Origin of the sequence: Sphingomonas faeni (assembly GCF_030817315.1) — a bacterium.
Taxonomy (GTDB): domain Bacteria; phylum Pseudomonadota; class Alphaproteobacteria; order Sphingomonadales; family Sphingomonadaceae; genus Sphingomonas; species Sphingomonas faeni_C.
In genome coordinates this window covers 86,745-107,100 of record NZ_JAUSZF010000004.1, presented here as the reverse complement: position 1 = coordinate 107,100, position 20,356 = coordinate 86,745, and the positions used below count along the sequence as shown (strand labels likewise).

Genomic DNA, 20,356 nt, shown 5'->3' with positions numbered 1-20,356 from the left:
GTCCCGATGCGTGCAATCATTCTCAGCGCTGGTCGCGGTTCCCGACTGGGTGACATCACGCGCGATCGCCCGAAATGCCTGCTGGAGTTTGCCGGGCGCACGCTGCTCGATTGGCAGATCGATGCCTTGAACGCTGCAGGAATCGAAGACATTGTCGTGATTGTCGGCTTTGGTGCCAAGCGCGTCATTCGAGCGATCGAGGCACGTTCCTCGGTGCGCGTGATGTATAACCCGTTCTTTCAGGTTGCAGACAATCTTGCGTCGCTATGGCTGGCACGTGAAGAGATGGACCGCGACTTTCTGATCCTGAACGGTGACACGCTCGTCTCGCCCGACATCGTCGCAACCGCGATCCGTGAAGGCCGGGCACCGGTCAACGTCACGATCACGCACAAGACATCGTATGATGCGGACGACATGAAGGTCACGCTCGATGGCGACATCGTGACCGCCGTTGGCAAGCGTCTCGCCGTTGATCGCACGCATGCGGAATCCATTGGCTTGCTCACCTTCCGCGGCTGCGGCCCTACAATGTTCCGACAAGCCGTCGAGCTGGCGCTTGCCGATCCGTCGGGTGTCGAGAACTGGTACCTCAGCGTCGTGGATGCACTGGCACGTCAGATCGAGGTCGGCACCGTCGTTGTCGACGGCATGCCGTCAGCCGAGGTCGATTACCCGGCCGACCTTCCGATTGCGGAGGCGCTCGCCGCCAGTTGGCGTGCTGTCCTGGCGAAGAGCGCCTGACTATTGCTCCTCGAGCGCGGCTTTCATAACCATCACCAGTGTGGCGGCTTCAGCATCGGTCAACTGAGTAGCCTGACCGAGCAACGGTACGCCGGGCCAACCCTCATCGCTTAGGATCAGGTTCCCGAGGGTTCGTTCGCCGTCATACCTCGGGATGACGTGGAAATGGACGTGCGGATCGACCATCATCAGCATGAGGTAGTTTAGCTTGTCATAGCTGACGACACGGGCAAGCGCGGCCTCCAGCGATTTGGTGATGACCGTCAGTTCGACATGGGCGGCGGGCGGCAGATCGCCGAACGCCATCGCGTCACTCTTTGCCGCGAGGACGAGGCTGCCCAATGTCGGCTGTGCAAGACGGATAAGTGCGACCCAGTGCGACCATTCGTGGATCAGCGTACCCGGATATCCGAACCGTTCGATCGTCGCGTTCATGTCTTGCTCCTGATGTGAATGGCGCGCTGGGCAGCGATCGTAGACAGCACCGCGCCGGCCGCGCTCATGCCGAGAAAAGCCCATCCTGCGCCAGCGAGCCCGTCGATATGCAGCCGCCAGATTAGAATGGCGACGAAGAGCAGACTGGTAAATGCCGTGATCGCAAAGGGTGTGTCCGGCCGCCCCAGTGCATACATGATCGGATCGGCAGCGAAGGCTATGACGCGCAGAGACGTTGCTGCCGCGATAGCGATGAGAACCGGGGTAGCCGCTTTGAAATCAGGCCCAAAAATAACGGCGATTATTGATGGTCCGGCTATCCATGTGAGCAGGGTAAGGCCAGCGCCGACAAGGCCCGCCAGTCCACCGGCCCGGACCGCCGTATGCCGTAACTCACGCCAATTTCCGCCCGCGATCAAACGAGCCATGTCGGGGTAGATCGCTTGATTGACGAGGTCGACGGGCTTCAACAGCCCGGTTCCGATCTCGCGTGCAACCCGGAAAAGGCCAGCGGCACTTTCGCCAAGTATGCCTGCAACCATGACGATCGCCAATTGCCCTGGGATGAGTGCTAGCGACGAGTTGAGGTTGGAGAACAGCGAGAACCGCCACAGGCCCGGATTGTCGATTGAAAGGCCACGCATGCGCGTGTCGATCAACGCGAGCAGTCGAAGCCGATAGGCTTCACGCCACGCCAGGAATACAGCTACGAACGCGCCAACGATGCCGGCAACGACCCATGCTGCCACATACCATCCAAGGGACATCCCCAGCAGCCCAAGCACCCCGATCAGCGCCAATCGGACAAGCGGTGTAACCACGACGTGCCCGCTCAAAAGATCGAAACGGTTGAAGAGCCGGAGCATTCCTTTGGGTGTACCGATCGCGTTCGCCAGCGGCAGCGGTGCCATGGCTTGCGCGAACCTGGTTAGATCCGCCGTCCAGCCGAGCCAATGCCCCAGCAGTGGAGCGGTGAGAATAATCGCGATTGCCGCGACTAAAGCCGCGCCGATGTCGAGGACCGTTCCCGCCTTGAACAGCGCCTGAATCGCGCGATGATCGCCGTGTTCGAGATGTGGCACGCCGTAGCGAATAATAGCCTGGTTCGACTCGAAGGTAGCAAGACCGGTGAATACCATGGCTTGGGCGGTAACGACAGAGAAGACACCGAATTCGGCTTTCCCAAGACCACGGGCAGCCAGCGCGAAGCTCGCGAGCTGCATAACGCCAGCGGCAGTTTTTCCACCTAGCAGTTTGCCCGCATTGGCAAGCGCACGCTGCAGGATACCGTGCTTGCTCGCTTCGATCATCATGTGGGCGGGTATAAGCCGTAGGCGCAGTGTGCAAGTCCAGACTGCCCGTGACGTGACCCCCGTTTTTTCCTCCAGTTGGAGCTAGAGTCCGACCCCGGAAGAAGGGACGGACAGATGAAGCGGAAGCAGTTTTCGGAAGAGCAGATCATCGGCATCCTGAAAGAGGCCGAGGCTGGCGCGGTGGTGACGGATCTGTGCCGACGGCACGGGATGTCGAGCGCGACCTACTACGCCTGGAAGGCTAAGTTTGGCGGCCTGGAGGTGTCCGATGCGAAGCGGCTCCGGGCGCTTGAGGAGGAGAACGGTCGGCTCAAGCGGCTGTTGGCGGACACGATGCTCGACAACGCAGGTCTGAAGGACCTGCTGTCAAAAAAATGGTGACGCCCGCCGCGAAGCGGGAAGCGGTCGCGCATCTCCAGACGGCGCTGGGGATGAGCGAGCGGCGGGCGTGTGCTGTCGTCGGGGCGGATCGCAAAAGCATGCGGTATCGCTCGTGCCAATCAGATGATGGCGACCTGCGGTCGCGATTGCGCGAGCTGGCGCAGCAGCGCCGGCGGTTCGGCTATCGGCGGTTACACATCCTGCTGCGCCGGGACGGCATCACGATCAACCGCAAGAAGACCCAGCGGCTCTACCGCGAGGAAGGGCTGACGGTGCGTCGCCGGAAGGGACGAAAGCGCGCCGTTGGCGCGCGGGCACCCGCACCGGTGCTGGCGCTGCCCAACCAGCGCTGGAGCCTGGACTTCGTGCACGATCAGATGGCAACCGGTCGGCGGTTCCGCATCCTCAACATCGTCGACGACGTGACGCGCGAGTGTTTGCGAGCGGTGCTCGACACGTCGATCTCGGGCAAGCGGGTGGTGCGCGAACTTGCCGATCTGATCGCCGAGCGCGGCGCGCCCAAAATGATCGTCAGCGACAACGGAACCGAGCTCACCTCGAACGCGGTGCTCGCGTGGTCGGGAGATGTCGGCGTCGAGTGGCACTATATCGCGCCGGGCAAGCCGACGCAGAACGGGTTCGTCGAAAGCTTCAACGGTCGCATGCGCGACGAGCTGCTCAACGAGACGCTGTTCTTCACGGTCCGCCAGGCGCGGGCGATTCTCGCGCGCTGGGTCGACGACTACAACACCGAGCGGCCGCACTCCTCGCTTGGCTACGCCACACCGGCGGCCTTTGCCACCGAGCTCGAAAAGCAACGGGCGGGTTTAAACCCGCCCGTTGCTTCGCCCACGCTCCTGCGCGACAATAACGGCCGGTCTCTGGTTGCCGCTGGATGAAAGACGGGGGTCACGTCAGTGCCCGAATGGCTATACCGTTCGGCAGCTAGGCTTTGAACACGTTCAGCGCGCTGAGCCATTTCTTCCCATCGCTCTGCCGATCGAAGTGCCCTGGTGCGAACGTTAGGTAGCGTGGAAATCTCAGCCTCTGCACGCTCGGCGTCCGCACGCTCTCGGTACAATTTTGGATCGTCGCTCATACCAGTCGTTTATATCTTTCGGCATCGGCCCGCTAGCGATGCTCGCTGCGAAAACTGAAACTCGACCTAGGCCCATCCTACGGATCGGCGTCGATGCAAAACCGGTGGAGGCTGTTGAAAAACTCGTCCCGGCTTGGAGGCGGCGCTCAAGTCAGCAACATTCTTCCAATGTCCTCTCGGCTGCCACAACTCCTTGTGCGCAACCGGTGTCCTGCTAGCGATCATATCAGGCGTCAGGTGACCACATTGACTGCTTCCCGAGTTTTTCAACAGTCTCGGTGCTTTCTGCATCGCAGAGACGGAGAGGTGTTGTGCTCTCGCTTGGTGACGACTTGCCACGGCACGAAACGGACTGGCGACGCGCCGGACAAACACAGAAAGGGCCGACCGATCGCTCGGCCAGCCCCTCGGAAAGTCGTTAGAACTATATCAGTTCGGCGTCGTGCTGCCGCTGGTGGTCGAGCCAGTCGTTCCCGAGCCACCCACTGTGCCGCCAGTCATGGAGCCACCCGTTCCGGTGCCCATCGAACCCGTAGTCGACGTGCCGCCCATGCTGCCGCCCGTGCTATCGGTACCCATGCTGCCGGTGTCGCTCGAGCTGCTGCCGGCGCCCGACGTGCCGCGCGTACGGCTGGTCGACGACTTGCCGCGCGACGAACGGGTCGTGCTCTTGCCGGTCGTGCTGGAACCGCTTGCCGAAGTGCCCGATTGTCCCGTCGAACCAGATGTTCCCATCTGGTCGCCACCCATGCTGCCGCCCGTGGTGGAGCCGCCCATGCCGCCGCCGGCGGTGGAACCACCCATGCTGCCGCCAGATGTCGTGCCACCGGCACCACCGGACGTACCACCTGTCTGGGCCAGGGCAACACTTGGGATGATCAGCGAAATAGCGGCGATCGAAGTCAGAATGCGCATTTCTTTTCTCCTAACAATATACTGAGGATAGAAGTGCTTGAGTCTGGATTGGTTCCGATGGGGATAGCTAACGTACGTTAGCATGGCCCCAACATAACTGGCTTTCTGCCGGTCAGCTGTCCTCTAGGTTTTGATGCAAAGAATTGATTTTTGCATCAGCCGTGGATGGTGGCGATCCAACTCGGCCAATTCCGAAATGGCGTGCTATCGGGACAGCGAGCCGCGAGGCGAAGGCCTTTCAACAGCCCCAGGTGTTTTGCGTCCCCTGAGCGGTCCGTGCCGATCGTTAGCGGATAACTGGCTCCGTCGTCTAATCGCGGTGGGGTCAAGGATATTTCATCGGGCACATTTCCTACCTGTTAAAAGCATCATCTGATGACTGCTTCTGCCGGTACATGGTCGTCTACGCGGTCGCCATTTGGCGCCGCAGGATGGGTTTTCGTAAAAGCGGATCTTCCAATGTTCTATGCGCATTCAGGCAGTGTCGCCTTTCGCAACGGACATAGCGGAATGATCCGGCCTACGCCCCGGCAGGGGCATCCTCAGGCTGGCATTTCGGTCAAGCTGTTGTCAGCTGACGGCAGCGCCAGCGGTCCGGTCGAAAAGCTCTCCGGTATGCAGCATACGGTGCATGATGACGGCATGTTTGCGAGCGACCGCCACGGCTGCTCTCTTGAAGCCGAGACGTTCCCTCAATCCGACACCCCACTGTTTCAAAGTGCTTTCGCCCGTCGAACGCGTCAAGATCACGACAGCGGCCTCGTAAACCAGGCCGCGGAGGCGCGGATCTCCCCGACGGGATATGTGGCCGCCGTAATCGACTTCGCCGGACTGGTAGCGCCTGGTCGTCAAACCAAGCCAAGCGCCTACCGCACGAGATGATTTGAAATTGCCAGGTTCTTCCACGGCTGCAACGAACGAAGACGCCGTGACCGGACCGATGCCAGGAATGGACATGAGTAGAGCGCATCGTTGATCCAACCGCGAGGCGGCACGAAGTTGCCCATCAAGTTTAGCAGCCTGCATACGCAACCCTCGCCAGGCATCGAGCATCGGCAAGACGATCCGTTCAAGCTGGGCATTATCCGCCAGTAATCGACGGACATGGCCTTCAAAAGCACCGCCAGCGCTTTTCGGCACGACTAGGCCAAAGGTCTTCATCAGTCCTCGAATCTGGTTCGACATCTGAACGATCACTTTGAGAAGCTGATCTCGCGCCGCGACCAGCGTACGCATCAGCATGCTCTCGAACCCCTTTACCCGAACTTCTCGATAGAAGCCGACTTCTGCAATATGCGCCAGACCATCCGCGTCGTTAGCGTCTGTCTTATTCGCGGCCATATCCAGCGCAGCTTTCGCGTGCCGCGCATCAACGCAGATGGGAGGAACACCATCGGCCTTGAGCGCATGGTAGAACCACGTCGACAATTGACCGGTTTCGAATACGACCCGCTCGGCGTCCGGCGCGCGTGCGCGGATCAAATCAGCTAAAACCTTCGGATCTGACGCACATTTCCCACGCCAGATGCGTTTGCCGCCCCGTCGCACCGATACCGCTGTCTCTTTCAACGAAACGTCCAAACCGACATACGCGCTCATGGTCGTCCTCCGTCATAGGCAGGATCAGGGTTACTTCCCCAACCAGCGCTTCATCTTGGCGCCGAACTTTGCTGGCACCGATATCGCCCGTCAAAGTCGTAAAAGGGTTCAGTACGATCCGCGATTACCCCATGTTCTATGGCCAGGTCGTCGTTCAGGACGGGGCCGATCGGAAGATCGAGCGGATGGAATGGGGCGTGCCTACCCAGGTGCCGCGCAAGCTCGATCCGGCGGTCAAACTTACCAAGTACGTGACCAACGTGCGCAATCTCAGTTCCAGCTTCTGGCGGTCAATGCTGACGACGCCCGCACGCCGCTGCCTGGTCCCGGTGACGGCATTTTCCGAGTTCGGGATCGCGCCTGGCGAGGACGGAAAAAAGCCGCTGCACTGGTTCGACGTACCTAGTTGCCCGATCTTCGCCTTTGCCGGTATCCGGCGGCCGACGGAGCGCGGCAATGCGTACGGATTCCTCACAACAGAGCCGAACGCGATCGTGGCGCCGATCCACCCTAAAGCGATGCCTGTCGTTCTTCATGACGACGACTATGATCGGTGGCTATCGGCACCGTGGGACGACCTGAAGGACGTCGTGGCTCCCTACCCTTCTCAGCTGATGCGGGGTCGGACACTGCAGGTAGAAAGTCAGCACATCGTCATCCAGAGGCCGAGGTCGCGACCGCGGTACGACGATGGTCCGAAAGGTAAGGTTTGCTGCCGGTGTACCGCCCTTCCTACTCATCAATCCCAATTCCTTTGAGCTGACGATCACATCGGGTTGACTGGTTCTACAAATGAAGCGGCATACGAACCGGCAAACCAACCGGCATAATTGTAGGCGGTAAGAGCTCATTTGGTGAGGATATGGGCCCTATACAACCGGTCCGTGAACCGGCATAAATCGTCCACATGGATGTTGCATCAATGGAGCCGATGGTCCCTGAGGAAGCCGCAGGGGCGCTCGACGACGAGGTTCTCGCCTTAGTCGGTGAAGCTAAGCATCTGGCCGCGAGGATCCATCCAATCCTGCGAGAGTCTATCGGCGACCTCGTCCGGTCAATGAACTGCTATTATTCAAACCTAATCGAAGGCCATGACACGCATCCGCGCGATATCGATCGGGCGCTCACAAATGAATTTTCTGCCGAGCCTAAGCGGCGTGAGCTCCAGCAGGAAGCCGTCGCCCACATCCACGTTCAGCGGCTAATTGACGAAGGGCGCGATCCGGATGTCTGGCCCGCCTCAGCTGCCTATGCCGCCTGGTTGCACGAGGAGTTCTGCTCGCTGCTCCCCCCCGAGATGCTCTGGATAACGAATCCCAAGACCGGCGAAAAGCTGCCTATCGTTCCCGGAGAGTGGCGGACGCGCGACGTTGAAGTGGGGCGGCACCTCCCCCCCGAACATGACGATCTATCGCGGTTCATGATGCGGTTCGAGAAGGCATATGCCTCGCCCCCGCTCACCCGTCTGCGTCAGTTGATGACGGTCGGCGCTGTCCATCACCGCTTTTTGTGGATTCATCCGTTCCTCGACGGAAATGGCCGCGTCGCCCGGTTGATGTCGCATGCGCTGTTAAAGCGGCTGGATATCGGCACCAGTCTTTGGTCGGTCGCGCGGGGGCTGGCACGTGAGGAGCAGCAGTACAAAAGGCTGCTCCAGCAAGCCGATCGGCCTCGCGAAGGTGATCGCGACGGCCGCGGTAATCTCACGCAACGCGGACTGGTTGCCTTCTGCAAGTTCTTCCTCAGCCGATCAATCGATCAGATCCGTTTCATGAGTGGACTGCTCGAGCCGGACATGCTGCTCACCCGTATCGAGATCCATGTTGAGGAAGAAATCCGCATGAAGCGGCTGATGCGCGGAAGCTATGCTGTGTTGCGGGAAGCGGTACTTGCGGGTGAGGTCGAGCGCTCGAAAATACCGTCCCTCACCGGCTATGAGGAGCGCGGAGCGCGCAACGTTACCGCTGCGCTGGTCGAGCGCGGCATGCTGACCTCCTCGTCGCATCGCGCCCCGTTACGGCTCGCCTTTCCCGCCGACGTGGCGGAGCGTTGGTTTCCGAACCTTTACCCTGCCAACGCTGGGACGAGAACATGAGAGAAGTAATCGTTCAGCTCCTACGGCGCTTCACTCCGGCCGATCCGCCCTTCGGCGACTGGGCATTTCTAAGCAGCGCATACGGGGGCAAAGCCCAGCGCTGGCACGAGATGGAAAGCGGCTACCGTGTCCTGATCCTAGCCGAACCTGGGGCGGGCAAGACGTTCGAGGCGCGCGATCGTGCGCGTCGCATCCATGAGCGTGGCAAAAGAGCGTTCTTCATCCGCATCGAAAAGGTAAACGCGTATTTCGCAGATGCCTTTGAAGTCGGGACCGGGGCCGAATTCGATGCTTGGCTGACCTCGAACGAAGAAGCCTGGTTTTTCCTCGACTCGGTCGATGAAGCGCAGCTCGAGACCCCACGAGCGCTCGAGGATGCCGTGCGAATCTTCGCCGGCCGTATTCACGATGCACGCGAGCGTGCCCATATTTTCATCACCAGCCGCGAGGACGCTTGGCAGGCGCTTTCCGACCATAGCCTGATCGACCAATATCTACCGTACGGCGCGCCACCAGCGGATGATGAAGGGTCTGCTGCGTCAAACCTGGACGCAGCGAAACCAGGGTCGGTACTCAAGGTCTTCCGCCTTGCGGGTCTTAGAGCCCGACCGAAAATTGAGTTGAGCGATTTCAGTAGCTTGTGATTCACCGGGGGTTGCGAAGACCACGAGGATCACATGGGCTGGACTGAAACCGCTCGGCGCGAGCATGACAGAAGCGGGCTGCGCTATGCAAGCGACTGCACCGATGAGGAATGGGCTGTCATCCGGCCGCTATTGAGGCGAACCTCCAGGGTGGGACGCCCGCGCAAGCACAAGGCGCGGATCCTTTGGGACGCGATCCAGTATATCGCCACGACAGGGTGCCAATGGGCGCAACTGCCGAAGGACTTCCCGCCCTTCACGACGGTGCAGTATCATTTCTACCGGATGCGCGACAACGGCCTGCTCGATGTCATCAACGCGGTGCTGGTAGCATGGGTGCGAGTTTCGGAAGGTCGCACACCAGCGCCGAGCGCAGGCGTCATCGATAGCCAGTCGGTGAAGACCACCGAGGCGGGTGGGCCTCGCGGATACGACGCCGGCAAGAAGATAAAGGGGCGCAAGCGCCACGTCGTGACCGACACACTCGGCAACATGCTCGAAGGCGTGGTGCACGGCGCCGATGTTCAGGACCGCGACGGAGCGCCCGACCTGATCGAACGATCCTGCGACGCGTATCCCACGCTCATCAGACTGTATGCCGATGGCGGCTATGCCGGCCAGAAACTTGAAGCAGCGGTCGCACACATTGATCGGCTGACAATCGAAATCATCAGACGTTCCGACCTGACGGGCTTTGTCATTCTGCCCCGGCGCTGGGTCGTCGAACGCACCCTGGCGTGGCTCAGCCGATGCCGGCGTCTCGCCAAGGACTGGAGAGGTGGCCCCGGTTGTCTGAACAGGCTCGCGGTTTGGATAAGTGGATCGCCGCTGGTTGATCATGCCGCTGCGAGAAGCGGCTGGCCGAAGTATACCTGATCCGGTGTTCTGGCACCAAGGCTGAATGTGGCCGGACGCTGTTATAAAACGCAAAATATCGGCCGATGCCAGCGCGGGCTTCGGGAACCGAGGCGTAGGCGTTGAGGTACACCTCCTCGTATTTCACCGAGCGCCAGAGGCGCTCAACGAACACGTTGTCGCGCCAGCAACCCTTTCCATCCATGCTGATGGCGATCTCTTCGCGGTGCAGGACAGCGGTGAAGGCGGAACTCGTAAATTGTGAGCCTTGGTCGCTGTTGAAGATCGCGGGCTTGCCATAACGGGCGAGCGCTTCCTCCAGTGCCTCGATACAGAACGCGACGTCCATTGAGATTGACACCCGCCAGGCCAGCACCCGCCGGGTGAACCAATCGACGATGGCGACCAGATAGACGAAGCCGCGAGCCATTGGGATGTACGTGATGTCGGTCGCCCAAACCTGGTTCGGCCGGGTCACCGCCAGCTTGCGCAGTAGATAGGGATGAATCTTGTGCCCCGTCGCCGGTTTTGACGTGTTCGGACGGCGGTAGATCGCCTCGAGCCCCATCCGCTTCATCAGGGTCGCGACATGACGTCGCCCGATGGCCACGCCTTCCTGCCGGAGCAGATCGCGCAGCATCCGGCTGCCGGCGAACGGATAAAGCAGGTGAAGTTCGTCGATGCGCCGCATGATCAACAGGTCGGCCGGCGAGACCGAGCTCGGTAGATAGTAGATGCTGCCACGGCTGATATCGAGCTGCTGCGCCTGGCGGGCCAGCGGCAGCGCATGGTCTCGGTCGATCATCGCTTTGCGCTCGGCAACAGACCGGCTTTCCCGAGCGCACCGGCCAAAAAATCGTTCGCCAGCGTCAGCTCGCCAATCTTGGCGTGCAGCACGGTTATATCGACCGCGGGTTCGCTCGCTGCCGGCCCTGCGCCGAACACGTCTGCCGCCCCCTCCAGCAGCTGCGCCCGCCACTGGTTGATAAGGTTGGGATGTACGTCAAACTGCTGCGCCAGCTCGGCTAGCGTCTTCTCGCCCTTCACAGCAGCCAGTGCCACCTTCGCCTTGAATGCCGGGCTGTGATTCCGGCGGGGTCGCTTGCTCATCTTGCCTCCTCTTCGCGGCCAGCATGGCCGCTGTCAGATCGGCAATCCACTTATCCCCGCTGTTCAGATTCCTAGAACCACCTCTGTGTCCGACTTTCCCGCTAATTTGACAAGCGACGAGGCGCAGCATGCACTCCGGTATTTCCCCTGGGAGCTGAACGGTTTCCCAACCTGGCTCGAACCGCTGTTTCTCACTTTCCCGGAACTAGGACTCGCAGCCGTGAGAGCCGAATTAGTGTGGGAGCTCGAGAACAGCGTGGCCGATGAGCCGATGCATTATGTTCTGCACGACATTCTCTATCACGCCCCTTGGCTGCACGTCGATGTCGCGCCTGTGCTTCTCGACTGGTTGACCCATCACGAAATGTCCAACCCGGACAGTGTGCGGTACAGCACCAACATTCTGGCGAGCGGCGGAACCGCTCCCGAAACGCTCGCAGCGCTGGCGCAGGTGAAAGCCCAAGCTGGTGGAGCTGATCCGCAGCGTCCGCGATGGTTCGCTCTATGGGTCGACAGCGATCCGAGCCCGGCCATTCCAGCACTCGCGGCCGCGCTGGAGGCGCTTGATGCAGATGCGGCCTCGCCATTTGCGTCGCTATTCATCGTAAGTCTGCTCGGCGACCGGCACGGCGCGGGTAGCCGCGTGGATGCGTTTCGGACCGCGGCTCATCTCAAAGGGCTGTATGTGCTCATGCACCGGTATATCCGGGTCGGCGAGGACATCGATCGGAACAGCAAGGGCGTGTACTCTCCAACGCTTCGCGACAATGCCCAAGAAGCGCGCAACAGCCTTTTCAACATACTCGCCGACATTCCCGGGGCGGAAGCCTATGCCGCAATCAAGGCGCTCGAAGACGAGCATCCGGAATCGAGCTACCGGCGCTGGATGGGGATTCGGGCGCGCGAGCGGGCGATCACGGACGCCGACGAGCCGCTCTGGACGCCCGACCAGGTTCACCGCTTCGCGACGGATATCTAAAGGCCGGACGCCGCATGCCGCTTCAAATCTTCTATTCGCGACAAGAGAATATAGCGATCGCTACGGCGAGTACTATATAGGCCAGGCGCTCAGAATAACATCCGATACTCAATGCAGAAGCTAATGCCGAGGATGTCGACCTCGACGACAAAGGTGTCTCCGTGCTCGACTAGCACATGGCAGGTGTGCTGGATTCACGGATGACCTAGTCTAGGGGTTGTCTGCTCGTGACGCGCACTAGCTATGACGGATATCTTTTGTCTAAAAAATTGTCTATCGATGCCGTTTCCAAGCAGAAAAGGTGTTCTCAGTGCCCACGGTAAGTTAGTTTTTCCAGCCGCCGCTATACTAGCAACAGTTCGAGGATCTGGCGACCGGGCTACTGGGTGAGGTCTACAACATTCCGGATGCGCAGCAGTTCGGGCGGCCTGAACAGGCGCAGGACGGTGTCGATGCTTTCGGCCGCTCCAGGCATCGTACGGTCCGCCTACGGCAGATACTAAAACGGCTATTGACTACGCTGCGGTTTGCGCCCGCGGAACGGCGGCGGCCAAGGCCCCCGCGATTGCATCGCGCATTGGCTTCGGCGCGAACGCGTCGTCATAGGGCAACGGGCGTTTGGTTAGGCCGTCGGGACGCGGCCGCAGCGGCTGCAACCAACTGTACCGGTCGCTCAAGCCCCAGCACATGATCGTTTTGCACTGCGGGTAGGATAGCATCAGATCGAGATAGGCACGAGTATGTGCGGCCACCTCGCGATCGCGCGGACCGATCTCGCTGGGCAGCGGGTTGTCGTGAACGTCGAGTTCCGTGACAAGCAGATCGAGTCCCATGCCCGTCACCGTGTCGAGGAATTGGCGCCACGCCGTCTCGTCGAGCGCACCCAGTCCGGTCGGCGCTTCGCTGTATTTGCTGCCGAGATGGCTCTGGATACCGAGCGCCGTGACGGGCGTCCCGCGCTTCTTGAGCCTCTCCAGCAGCCGGAGGACTGCGTCGCGGTGGCGTGCGTCGTCCGACCGCCAGCTCATAAAGTCATTGTAGACGAGTTCCGCCTGCGAGGCCGCGCGCCGCGCGCTGCGGAACGCCATGTCGATCAGGTTCTCGGCACCGACCGGCTTCGACAGCACCGTCTCCCGAAGAAGGCCGGTATCAGGATCGATGCCCTCATTGACCACGTCGAAGCTGTCGATGCTGCTGGCATAGCGTCGCGCGACGGTATCGACATGCTCGTCGAGCAACCGCGCGGCTTCGGTAGCCGGCTTCGCACCGTAATCGTGCGTCCGCGTCCATTCGGGCATCCATCGTTCAAAATGCCACAGCAGCGTATGGCCGCGTATGCCGAGGCGTTCCTGCCGCGCCCACGCCACGATCGCGTCCGCAGCGCGGAAATCGAACCGGCGCGCGTCCGGTCGCAGCGCAACCCACTTCATCTCGGTCTCGGGAACGATCAGCCCGCATTGCGCGGCGTTCAGCCGGCGATAGGCCGGGTCCGCGAAGTTCGTATGGCCGATCGTACTCCCGAACCGGATCCCTTTCGCGCTCGCAAGCCGCGCCAACGAGTCGGAGCCGGTCGCGGCACCGAGGTTCTGGCCTAACGAGCAGGCAAGCGTGGCGGCACCCGCCGCGAGCAAATTGCGCCGGTTCATTGTCATGTCGTGATCTCCAATAGCTCTTCAGTCATTGCGACGCAGTCGCGGGACGGCGCGCCGGTGTCAGCGAAAGCTCGAACGGGCTTACCGGTCCGGCCGCGTCGCGCACGTCGCACGATGGGCTGTCACCCCAGCAATATCGGACGCGTGTCGCGCCGGGATAGAAGGGCAGGTCGACCGACCGCGCGCCAACACTGGCAGGCACGCGGCGGCACGATAGCTGGGTCGCGCCGCACAGCTCGAACGATGGCGGTGCGGTCGACGCCGATAGCCGACCAGTGACGTCGCCGAACTGGATGGTGACGCGTCCGTTCCGTTCGTGGGCGGTTACCGGTTGCGGGCCGGCGCGGGGCCCGTGCCGGCCATAGACGACCGACAAGGCGGAGCGCGCCAGCCGTTCGCCAACGGTTCGCTTGTCGGTCGGATGGATATCCGCAGGATCGCCGACATCGATCGTGACGGCCAGGCCTGACCGCGCGTCAGTCAGCACGTGTCGGCGCTGCGCCTCGCGCACAGCCGCCCAATCGCTGTCGACGGGTCGGTCGGCCTTGGGACCGAAATTCGCGAGTTGTACGATCAGTATCGGCAGCGTCGTGCCGAACGTCGCGCGCCGATCGTGATACAGCGCAGTCAGCCGGTCGCCATAGGCGAGACGATCGGCGGTGTTCGACTCCCCCTGGTACCACGCCATGGCCCGCAGGCCGTAGGCGCCAAGCGGTGCGATCATCCCGTTGTAGAGGGTTCCCTGACCCGAGGCGGGATGCCACGGCGCGCGGGGTGGCCGCGGTCGCGCGTGGTCGACCTTTCGGTAGAACCAGGGTCCGGACAACGGAATGCGCCGACCGTCGGCAAGCGTGAGCGCGCGCCGCTCTGCGGGCCCGTAAAACCCGCCGGTATCCCAAGTATCCAATATGTTGACCGTAATGACGTTCTCGCCCGCCTTCAGCGTTCCGGCCGGCACCGGATAGCGTCGCGGTTCGTCACCCGCTCCGGTGCCGACCGCACGCCCGTTCACCCAGCTCTGATCGATCTCGTCCACTCCCCCGACATCCAGGGTCGCCGCCTGCGCGGCCTCCTGCGGGGTGAGCGTAATGCGCGTCCGATACCAGACCATGCCGTTGAAATCGGCAAGAACCGGTGCAGGCCATTTCTCCCACAAGTCGAGCAGCGGCACGCGTGCCCAGCCGGTCGTTACGGTCTGCGTCCAGGGTTCGTCAGTTGGCGATATCTCGGCGTGCCACCATTGCCGCCACCGCTGCCCCCAGGTCAGGTTCGCGGCTGCAGGGTCGCGATTGTACGCCGCAAGAAGATCGATCATGTCGCGGTCGCCCCCCCCCTCGTCGAGCGCCGCGGGGCTGAGCCACGCCTGAAGCGTCGATCCGCCCCAAGAGGCGTCGATCAACCCGATCGGCACCCGAACGGTTCGCCGGAGAGCGCGTGCCGTGTACCAGCACACCGCGGAAAAATCGGCAACGGATGCCGGCGATGCCGGTCGCCAGTCCAGCGGTTGCGCGAGATGCCGCACCGGCAATGCCGAGGAAACCGCCGGCATCGTCGCGAGCCTCAGATCGGAATCGTCGGCGCTCGCGATCTCGTCCGCGCCACCACGACTCTTCGACAGCGGGAATTCCATGTTCGATTGGCCCGAACACAAAAATACGTCGCCGAGCGCTATATCCGCCAGCGACTGGCTGCCACCCGATCCACGGTGCGCGTCGAGCCTGTACGGGCCACCCGCACGCAACGCCGGCAGAACGACCGACCATCGGCCATCTGCGCCGGCACGGGCGGTGCGGTGGCGGCCCTGCAGCGTGATGTCGACCCTTTCTTGCGGCGCAACCTTGCCCCACAGCCGAATTGGCCGATCCCGCTGCAATACGGCATGGTCCGCGAAGACCGGGTCTAGGATCTGCGCAGCCAAAGCGGTTGGGCTCATTAAGCCCGTTAAGATGAACAGCTTTGCGTACTGCATACGAAACATCCTCTTCTGCCACGCGTCCGCATTGCCGAGGATCGCGTTCATCTCAGTACCGAATCTTGACTTCCGCCTAACGTCGGACAGGCAAGTCTCGCAATATGGGACCGATGGTCACCGCTTGACATATGGTACCGCTACCGTCAAACCACTTTCAGACGACATCGCCATTCATCGAAAATGTTGGCGCAGCGTCAGGAAATAACGCGACCGGGAAATCCGGCGCGCCGCCGTGGAAAGCACACGCTAGGATGGATCGATCGATGATCTCGTCCGCTGCGACATGAGGGGATGAAGGTATGAAGCGCAAAGTCAATAAGCACCGTGTACAGTTTCTATGCGGATCGGCGATTTTACTGGCAGCATCCCCTCTGGGCTTTGCGTCACTTCATGCACAAACCGCCCCGGCCCCCGGCGTGACAGGTGATCCGTCTGAAACTACTGTGCCGGTCTCGCCATCCATTGGCGCCGAAGGGCAGCAAGCAGAAGCTCCCGACATCGTCGTGACCGGCTCGCGCATCGCCCGCAACGGCTTCAACGCCTCGACGCCAGTCAATATCCTGGGCGAATCCGACCTGAAATTGTCCGGCACAGTCAATGTCGAGAACCTTCTGGAAGCATCGCCCCAGTTCGTCGCCTCCCAAGAGGGTGGGTCGACATCCAATACGCTGAACGGCACCGCCAGCGTCAACCTGCGCGGGTTCGGACCAAGCCGCAATCTCGTGCTCGTGAACGGCCGCCGCTTTGCTATTTACGGCCCTGATCAGGTCACCGATCTGAACACCATCCCCGCGGCGCTTATCGCGCGGACGGAGATCGTCACCGGCGGCTCGTCGGCAGTCTATGGATCGGATGCGATCACCGGCGTGGTCAACTTCATTATGCGGAACGATTTCAATGGCGTCGAAGGGCGCTCGCAGTTGAACATGGATCGCCCGACCGGAACACCGGTCTACAATTTTGATCTGACGGTCGGCAGCAATTTCGCCGACGGGCGCGGCAATGTCGTGGTCTCTGGCAACTACCAGAAGCGCAATTCGATCACGCGCGGGGAACGGGGCAGCTTCGCGTACGACTCGCTGCAGGATGGCTGCGTCGTGCCTGGGACCGGCAGCTCGCGCGGTGCCGGAACGCCGTTCTCCATCCCCGCTGGCCAGACGTGCCAGTCCGGCGGCGGCGAACTCGGCTTCGTGCGTGGCGGCAGCGGCGATATTCCCAATGGCCGCTTCTCCGGTATCCCATCGGCCGGCGGCAGCAATGCCGCGCTCAACGCGGCCTATGCCGCTGCCGGCCTAGGCGGGCTCGGGTCTCGCGGCTTCACATTCAATGATGCCGGAACAGCTGCGCGGCCGCAGATCACGCCGCAGGACGATTTCAATCTCGCGCCCGACAACTATCTGATCCAGCCGCTGGAACGACGGATGGTGAACAGCTTCAGCCATTTCGATTTCGCCAAGGCTCTGACCGGGTATATGGAGCTGCATTACTCCGACGTGCGCAGCAACGCGCAGCTCGCGCCCACAAACGTCGGTGCGCCGACCCTCTTCAACGTCAACAACCCTTATCTGACGCCGCAGCTTCAGGGCGTGTTGCAGCAACTGGATCTCGCCGAAACCGGCCCGCAGACCATCGTCAGCGGCACGACACGCCAGACCACCACACGCGGTGACGGACTGGCTGTGCTGACCGCAGGCCGTCGCTATCTCGAAGTCGGACCGCGGCAGAGCGATTCGAAGCGCAAGGTCTTCCGCGGCGCCTGGGGACTTCGCGGCGATATCGGCGACGTATCCCAAGGCTTCCTGACCGATCTCAAATACGATGCCTATTACAGCTACGCCAAGAGCGACGAGACAGTGGAACTGCGCAACGCCGTCTCGCGAAGCCGTCTGCAGGCTTCGCTTCTCTCGGCCGGCGGTGCGGCACCGGTCTGCAATATCTTCGGGCAGAACATTTCGGCGGCATGTTCGGACGCGATCTCGATCAGCGCGACCAACATCACCAAGACCACGCTGCAGGTCGCGGCCGGCAATATCACGGGCAAGCTGTTCTCGCTTCCCGCAGGGCCGCTCGGCTTCTCGTTCGGCGGCGAATGGCGCAAGACCAGTGCGACGTTCAACCCGGACTCCTTCCTGGCGTCGGGCGACGTCGCCGGCTTCAATCCGGGGTTGCCGACGAGCGGCAGCATCTCGGTCAAGGACGTGTTCGGCGAGATTCGCGTCCCGCTCATCCACAACACGCCGTTCGTCGAGGATCTGACCGCGAACGCGGCATTTCGTCGGTCCGACTACAATCTCGGTGGCATCGGCAGCGTCTGGACCTATCTTGGCGGACTCGACTGGCGGGTCAGTCGCGATCTCGCGTTTCGTGGACAGTATCAAAGGGCAATCCGCGCGCCGAACGTCGCCGAGGTGTTCGGTGGCCTCAACCGGGTTGTCGGCGCTGCGACCGATCCCTGCGGCGACCGTGGGCCGGCATCAGGGCGCACCGACGCGGTACGCGCGGTCTGCATCGCAAACGGCGTGCCAGCAGCAGCCGTCTTCACGGCAGGGGTCCAGCCCAATAACATCATTCCCGCCGATTTCGGCGGCAACCCTGATGTCGGTGCGGAAAAGTCGGATACGTTTACGGTCGGCGCGGTTATTACGCCGAGTTTCGCGCCGCGCCTGTTCATCAGCATCGACTATTTCAACATCACGCTCGATGGCGCGATCTCCGCGCTGGGTGGCGGTCTGCAGAACACGATGAACCTGTGTTTCAACGTCCTGCAGGATGCGAACAGCGAATACTGCCGCGCGATAAGCCGCGATCCCAATTCCGGGGCAATCAACGATCCGTATGTGGCGCAGATCCGCAACGCGAACACCGGATCGCTGAAGACTTCGGGTGTCGACTTCGCCGTGCAGTATCGGCTCAATCTGGGCTTCGGTCTGCCGCTGTTCGGCGAGACGAGCACGATTGATTTCGGGACGAACTACACCTGGCTAGCCGAGTTCACATCGACGCCGGTGGCGGCGTTCGACCAGATCAAGAATTACTGCGCCGGGTCGCACGGTGCGACCTGCGGCCAGCCGCTGCCCCGCTGGCGCGGCACGTCGCGGATCACCTGGAACATCGGCGATCTCAGCCTGAGCGCGCGTCATCGGTATATCGGTGCCGTCACCACGGACCGCTTCGTCGTACCCATCCGGTCGGGCGCGGCCACCGCGCCGACACTGTCGAGCATCGCCTATCCCGTGCTCGACGATCAGAATTACATCGATCTGTCGTTTTCGTTGAAGGCGGCCAAGTCGCTCGAACTGTACGGCGGCGCCAACAACATCTTCAACAACAACCCGCCGATCACGACACAGGGCCCGAACTCGAATACCTGGTCCGCAACCTATGACGTCATGGGGACCGAGTTCTTTATCGGCGCGACCGTCAAGTTTTGACGGTCGCGAATGCGATCTGTGACCGTCGTTAGACTCTATAAGGATTAAGCAGGGGCGTCATAATGGCTTCGATGGCCGGTTTCGGGACCATAAATTTTCCAATTTACTGTCGAACGTGGCTTTGTTGCAAAACCGACGCTTGATGCCCAAACCTGCCGCACCTCAATATCGCACGATGAACTGGCCGGAATATAATGCAGCGCTGAAGCGGCGCGGATCGCTGGAAATATGGTTTGATCCGCAGATGCACTGGCTGTCGAAGCCGTGTGGTCGTCCTAATCAGCCGATGCGATTTTCTGAGAGCGCGATTGAGCTCTGCCTGACGCTGAAATCGCTGTTCAATCTGCCTTTGCGGCAAGTGACAGGGTTGGTGGCGAGCCTGATCAAGCTTGCCGGGTGGACTGGCCGGTGCCGGATTATACGACACTGTGCCGACGGCAGAAGACGTTGATGGTCGAACTTGGCGGGCGGCCCAGTTCAGGCGGCCTGCGCCTTCTGGTCGACAGCACAGGGATCAAGATGACCGGTGAAGGCGAGTGGAAGACGCGCAAACATGGCGTTTCCTACCAGCGCCAGTGGCGCAAGGTACATCTGGGGATCGACGCGGCAGCGCTGGATATCCGGGCCATCGAAGTCACGACGAATGCCATCGGCGATGCGCCGACGTTGCCCAATCTACTGGCGCAGATCCCGCAGGACGAGCAGATACTCAGCGTCGGCGGAGATGGCGCTTACGATACCAGGGCGTGCCATGCTGCCATTGCCGAACGCGGTGCCGATGCGGTCATTCCGGTCCGTCGCAACGGCCAACCATGGACGAAGGGCGGCCCCGGCGTAGATGGTCGCAATGAAGCGCTACGCGCTACAAAGCGCCTTGGCCGCGCTATCTGGAAGAAGTGGAGCGGCTATCATCGTCGCAGTCTCGTCGAGACCAAAATGCACTGCTCTAAGCTCCTGAGCCAACGCGTTGTCGCCCGTACCTTCGATCGTCAGATCACCGAGCTCAAAATCCGTGCTGCAATCCTCAATCGCTTCTCCAAAATAGGAGCGCCGGTCACCGTCCGCATCGCATAATATCTTCAAGCAAAACCGCGCTCATGCTCTCGAGGCGTTATGCAACAAAGCCCCCTTC

General features: G+C 61.5%; 14 protein-coding genes and 2 pseudogenes. 9 read left to right on the top strand and 7 right to left on the bottom strand.

Annotation, left to right across the window (positions count from 1 at the left end):
* The first annotated feature begins 6 nt into the window (after positions 1 to 6).
* Positions 7 to 744 (top strand): phosphocholine cytidylyltransferase family protein, encoded by a 738-nt coding sequence (locus QFZ54_RS18565; protein ID WP_307090503.1) that lies wholly within the window; start codon positions 7 to 9, stop codon positions 742 to 744.
* Here the strand turns inward: QFZ54_RS18565 and QFZ54_RS18560 are convergent, their stop codons facing one another.
* A complete protein-coding gene (locus tag QFZ54_RS18560; RefSeq protein ID WP_307089952.1) occupies positions 745 to 1,179 on the bottom strand; it encodes an HIT family protein in 435 nt (144 codons plus the stop codon).
* Positions 1,176 to 2,492 (bottom strand): lipopolysaccharide biosynthesis protein, encoded by a 1,317-nt coding sequence (locus QFZ54_RS18555; protein WP_307089950.1) that lies wholly within the window; start codon positions 2,490 to 2,492, stop codon positions 1,176 to 1,178. Before QFZ54_RS18555 ends, QFZ54_RS18560 begins: the two co-directional genes overlap by 4 nt.
* A 114-nt stretch (positions 2,493 to 2,606) precedes the next feature.
* On the opposite strand from QFZ54_RS18555, the gene QFZ54_RS18550 reads away from it, so the two are divergent.
* A protein-coding gene (locus QFZ54_RS18550) for an IS3 family transposase (protein ID WP_373458637.1) occupies positions 2,607 to 3,772 on the top strand; the annotation gives its coding sequence in 2 pieces (ribosomal slippage) (positions 2,607 to 2,859 and positions 2,859 to 3,772; 1,167 coding nt in all).
* A 629-nt stretch (positions 3,773 to 4,401) separates the two neighbouring features.
* Here QFZ54_RS18550 and QFZ54_RS18545 read toward each other — a convergent pair.
* Both QFZ54_RS18545 and QFZ54_RS18540 read right to left on the bottom strand, forming a co-directional pair.
* Positions 4,402 to 4,887, bottom strand: a complete 486-nt coding sequence (locus QFZ54_RS18545; RefSeq protein ID WP_307089948.1) for a hypothetical protein — start codon at positions 4,885 to 4,887, stop codon at positions 4,402 to 4,404.
* A 570-nt stretch (positions 4,888 to 5,457) separates the two neighbouring features.
* The gene (locus QFZ54_RS18540) at positions 5,458 to 6,486 is read right to left on the bottom strand and encodes an IS110 family transposase (RefSeq protein WP_307089946.1); all 1,029 of its coding nucleotides are present in this window, start codon (positions 6,484 to 6,486) and stop codon (positions 5,458 to 5,460) included.
* Positions 6,487 to 6,554: 68 nt separating this feature from the next.
* Here QFZ54_RS18540 and QFZ54_RS18535 point away from each other — a divergent pair, with 68 nt between their 5' ends.
* From QFZ54_RS18535 to QFZ54_RS18520, 4 genes are all read left to right on the top strand, one after another.
* Positions 6,555 to 7,244, top strand: coding sequence for an SOS response-associated peptidase family protein (locus QFZ54_RS18535; protein ID WP_307089944.1), 690 nt, complete (start codon positions 6,555 to 6,557; stop codon positions 7,242 to 7,244).
* Between the two features lie 164 nt (positions 7,245 to 7,408).
* Entirely contained in the window at positions 7,409 to 8,581 is a 1,173-nt protein-coding gene (locus QFZ54_RS18530) for a Fic family protein (RefSeq protein WP_307089942.1), read from the top strand.
* Positions 8,578 to 9,225 (top strand): hypothetical protein, encoded by a 648-nt coding sequence (locus QFZ54_RS18525; RefSeq protein ID WP_307089939.1) that lies wholly within the window; start codon positions 8,578 to 8,580, stop codon positions 9,223 to 9,225. Before QFZ54_RS18530 ends, QFZ54_RS18525 begins: the two co-directional genes overlap by 4 nt.
* A 33-nt stretch (positions 9,226 to 9,258) precedes the next feature.
* A complete protein-coding gene (locus QFZ54_RS18520) occupies positions 9,259 to 10,101 on the top strand; it encodes an IS5 family transposase (protein ID WP_373458636.1) in 843 nt (280 codons plus the stop codon).
* On the opposite strand, the pseudogene QFZ54_RS18515 reads toward QFZ54_RS18520, so the two are convergent.
* Positions 10,062 to 11,190: pseudogene (locus QFZ54_RS18515) on the bottom strand (IS3 family transposase). The gene QFZ54_RS18520 and the pseudogene QFZ54_RS18515 overlap by 40 nt on opposite strands.
* 85 nt (positions 11,191 to 11,275) lie before the next feature.
* On the opposite strand from QFZ54_RS18515, the gene QFZ54_RS18510 reads away from it, so the two are divergent.
* Positions 11,276 to 12,169, top strand: coding sequence for a hypothetical protein (locus tag QFZ54_RS18510; protein WP_307089938.1), 894 nt, complete (start codon positions 11,276 to 11,278; stop codon positions 12,167 to 12,169).
* A 515-nt stretch (positions 12,170 to 12,684) separates the two neighbouring features.
* Here the strand turns inward: QFZ54_RS18510 and QFZ54_RS18505 are convergent.
* The gene (locus tag QFZ54_RS18505) at positions 12,685 to 13,821 is read right to left on the bottom strand and encodes an endo-1,4-beta-xylanase (RefSeq protein ID WP_307089937.1); all 1,137 of its coding nucleotides are present in this window, start codon (positions 13,819 to 13,821) and stop codon (positions 12,685 to 12,687) included.
* Positions 13,822 to 13,846: 25 nt separating this feature from the next.
* Positions 13,847 to 15,754 carry a sialate O-acetylesterase gene (locus QFZ54_RS18500; protein ID WP_307089935.1) on the bottom strand — a complete coding sequence of 636 codons (1,908 nt, stop codon included), beginning with the start codon at positions 15,752 to 15,754 and terminating at the stop codon, positions 13,847 to 13,849.
* 542 nt (positions 15,755 to 16,296) lie between these two features.
* Here QFZ54_RS18500 and QFZ54_RS18495 point away from each other — a divergent pair.
* A complete protein-coding gene (locus QFZ54_RS18495) occupies positions 16,297 to 19,224 on the top strand; it encodes a TonB-dependent receptor domain-containing protein (protein ID WP_307089933.1) in 2,928 nt (975 codons plus the stop codon).
* Positions 19,225 to 19,366: 142 nt separating this feature from the next.
* Positions 19,367 to 20,298, top strand: a pseudogene (locus QFZ54_RS18490) (IS5 family transposase).
* Positions 20,299 to 20,356: the final 58 nt, after the last annotated feature.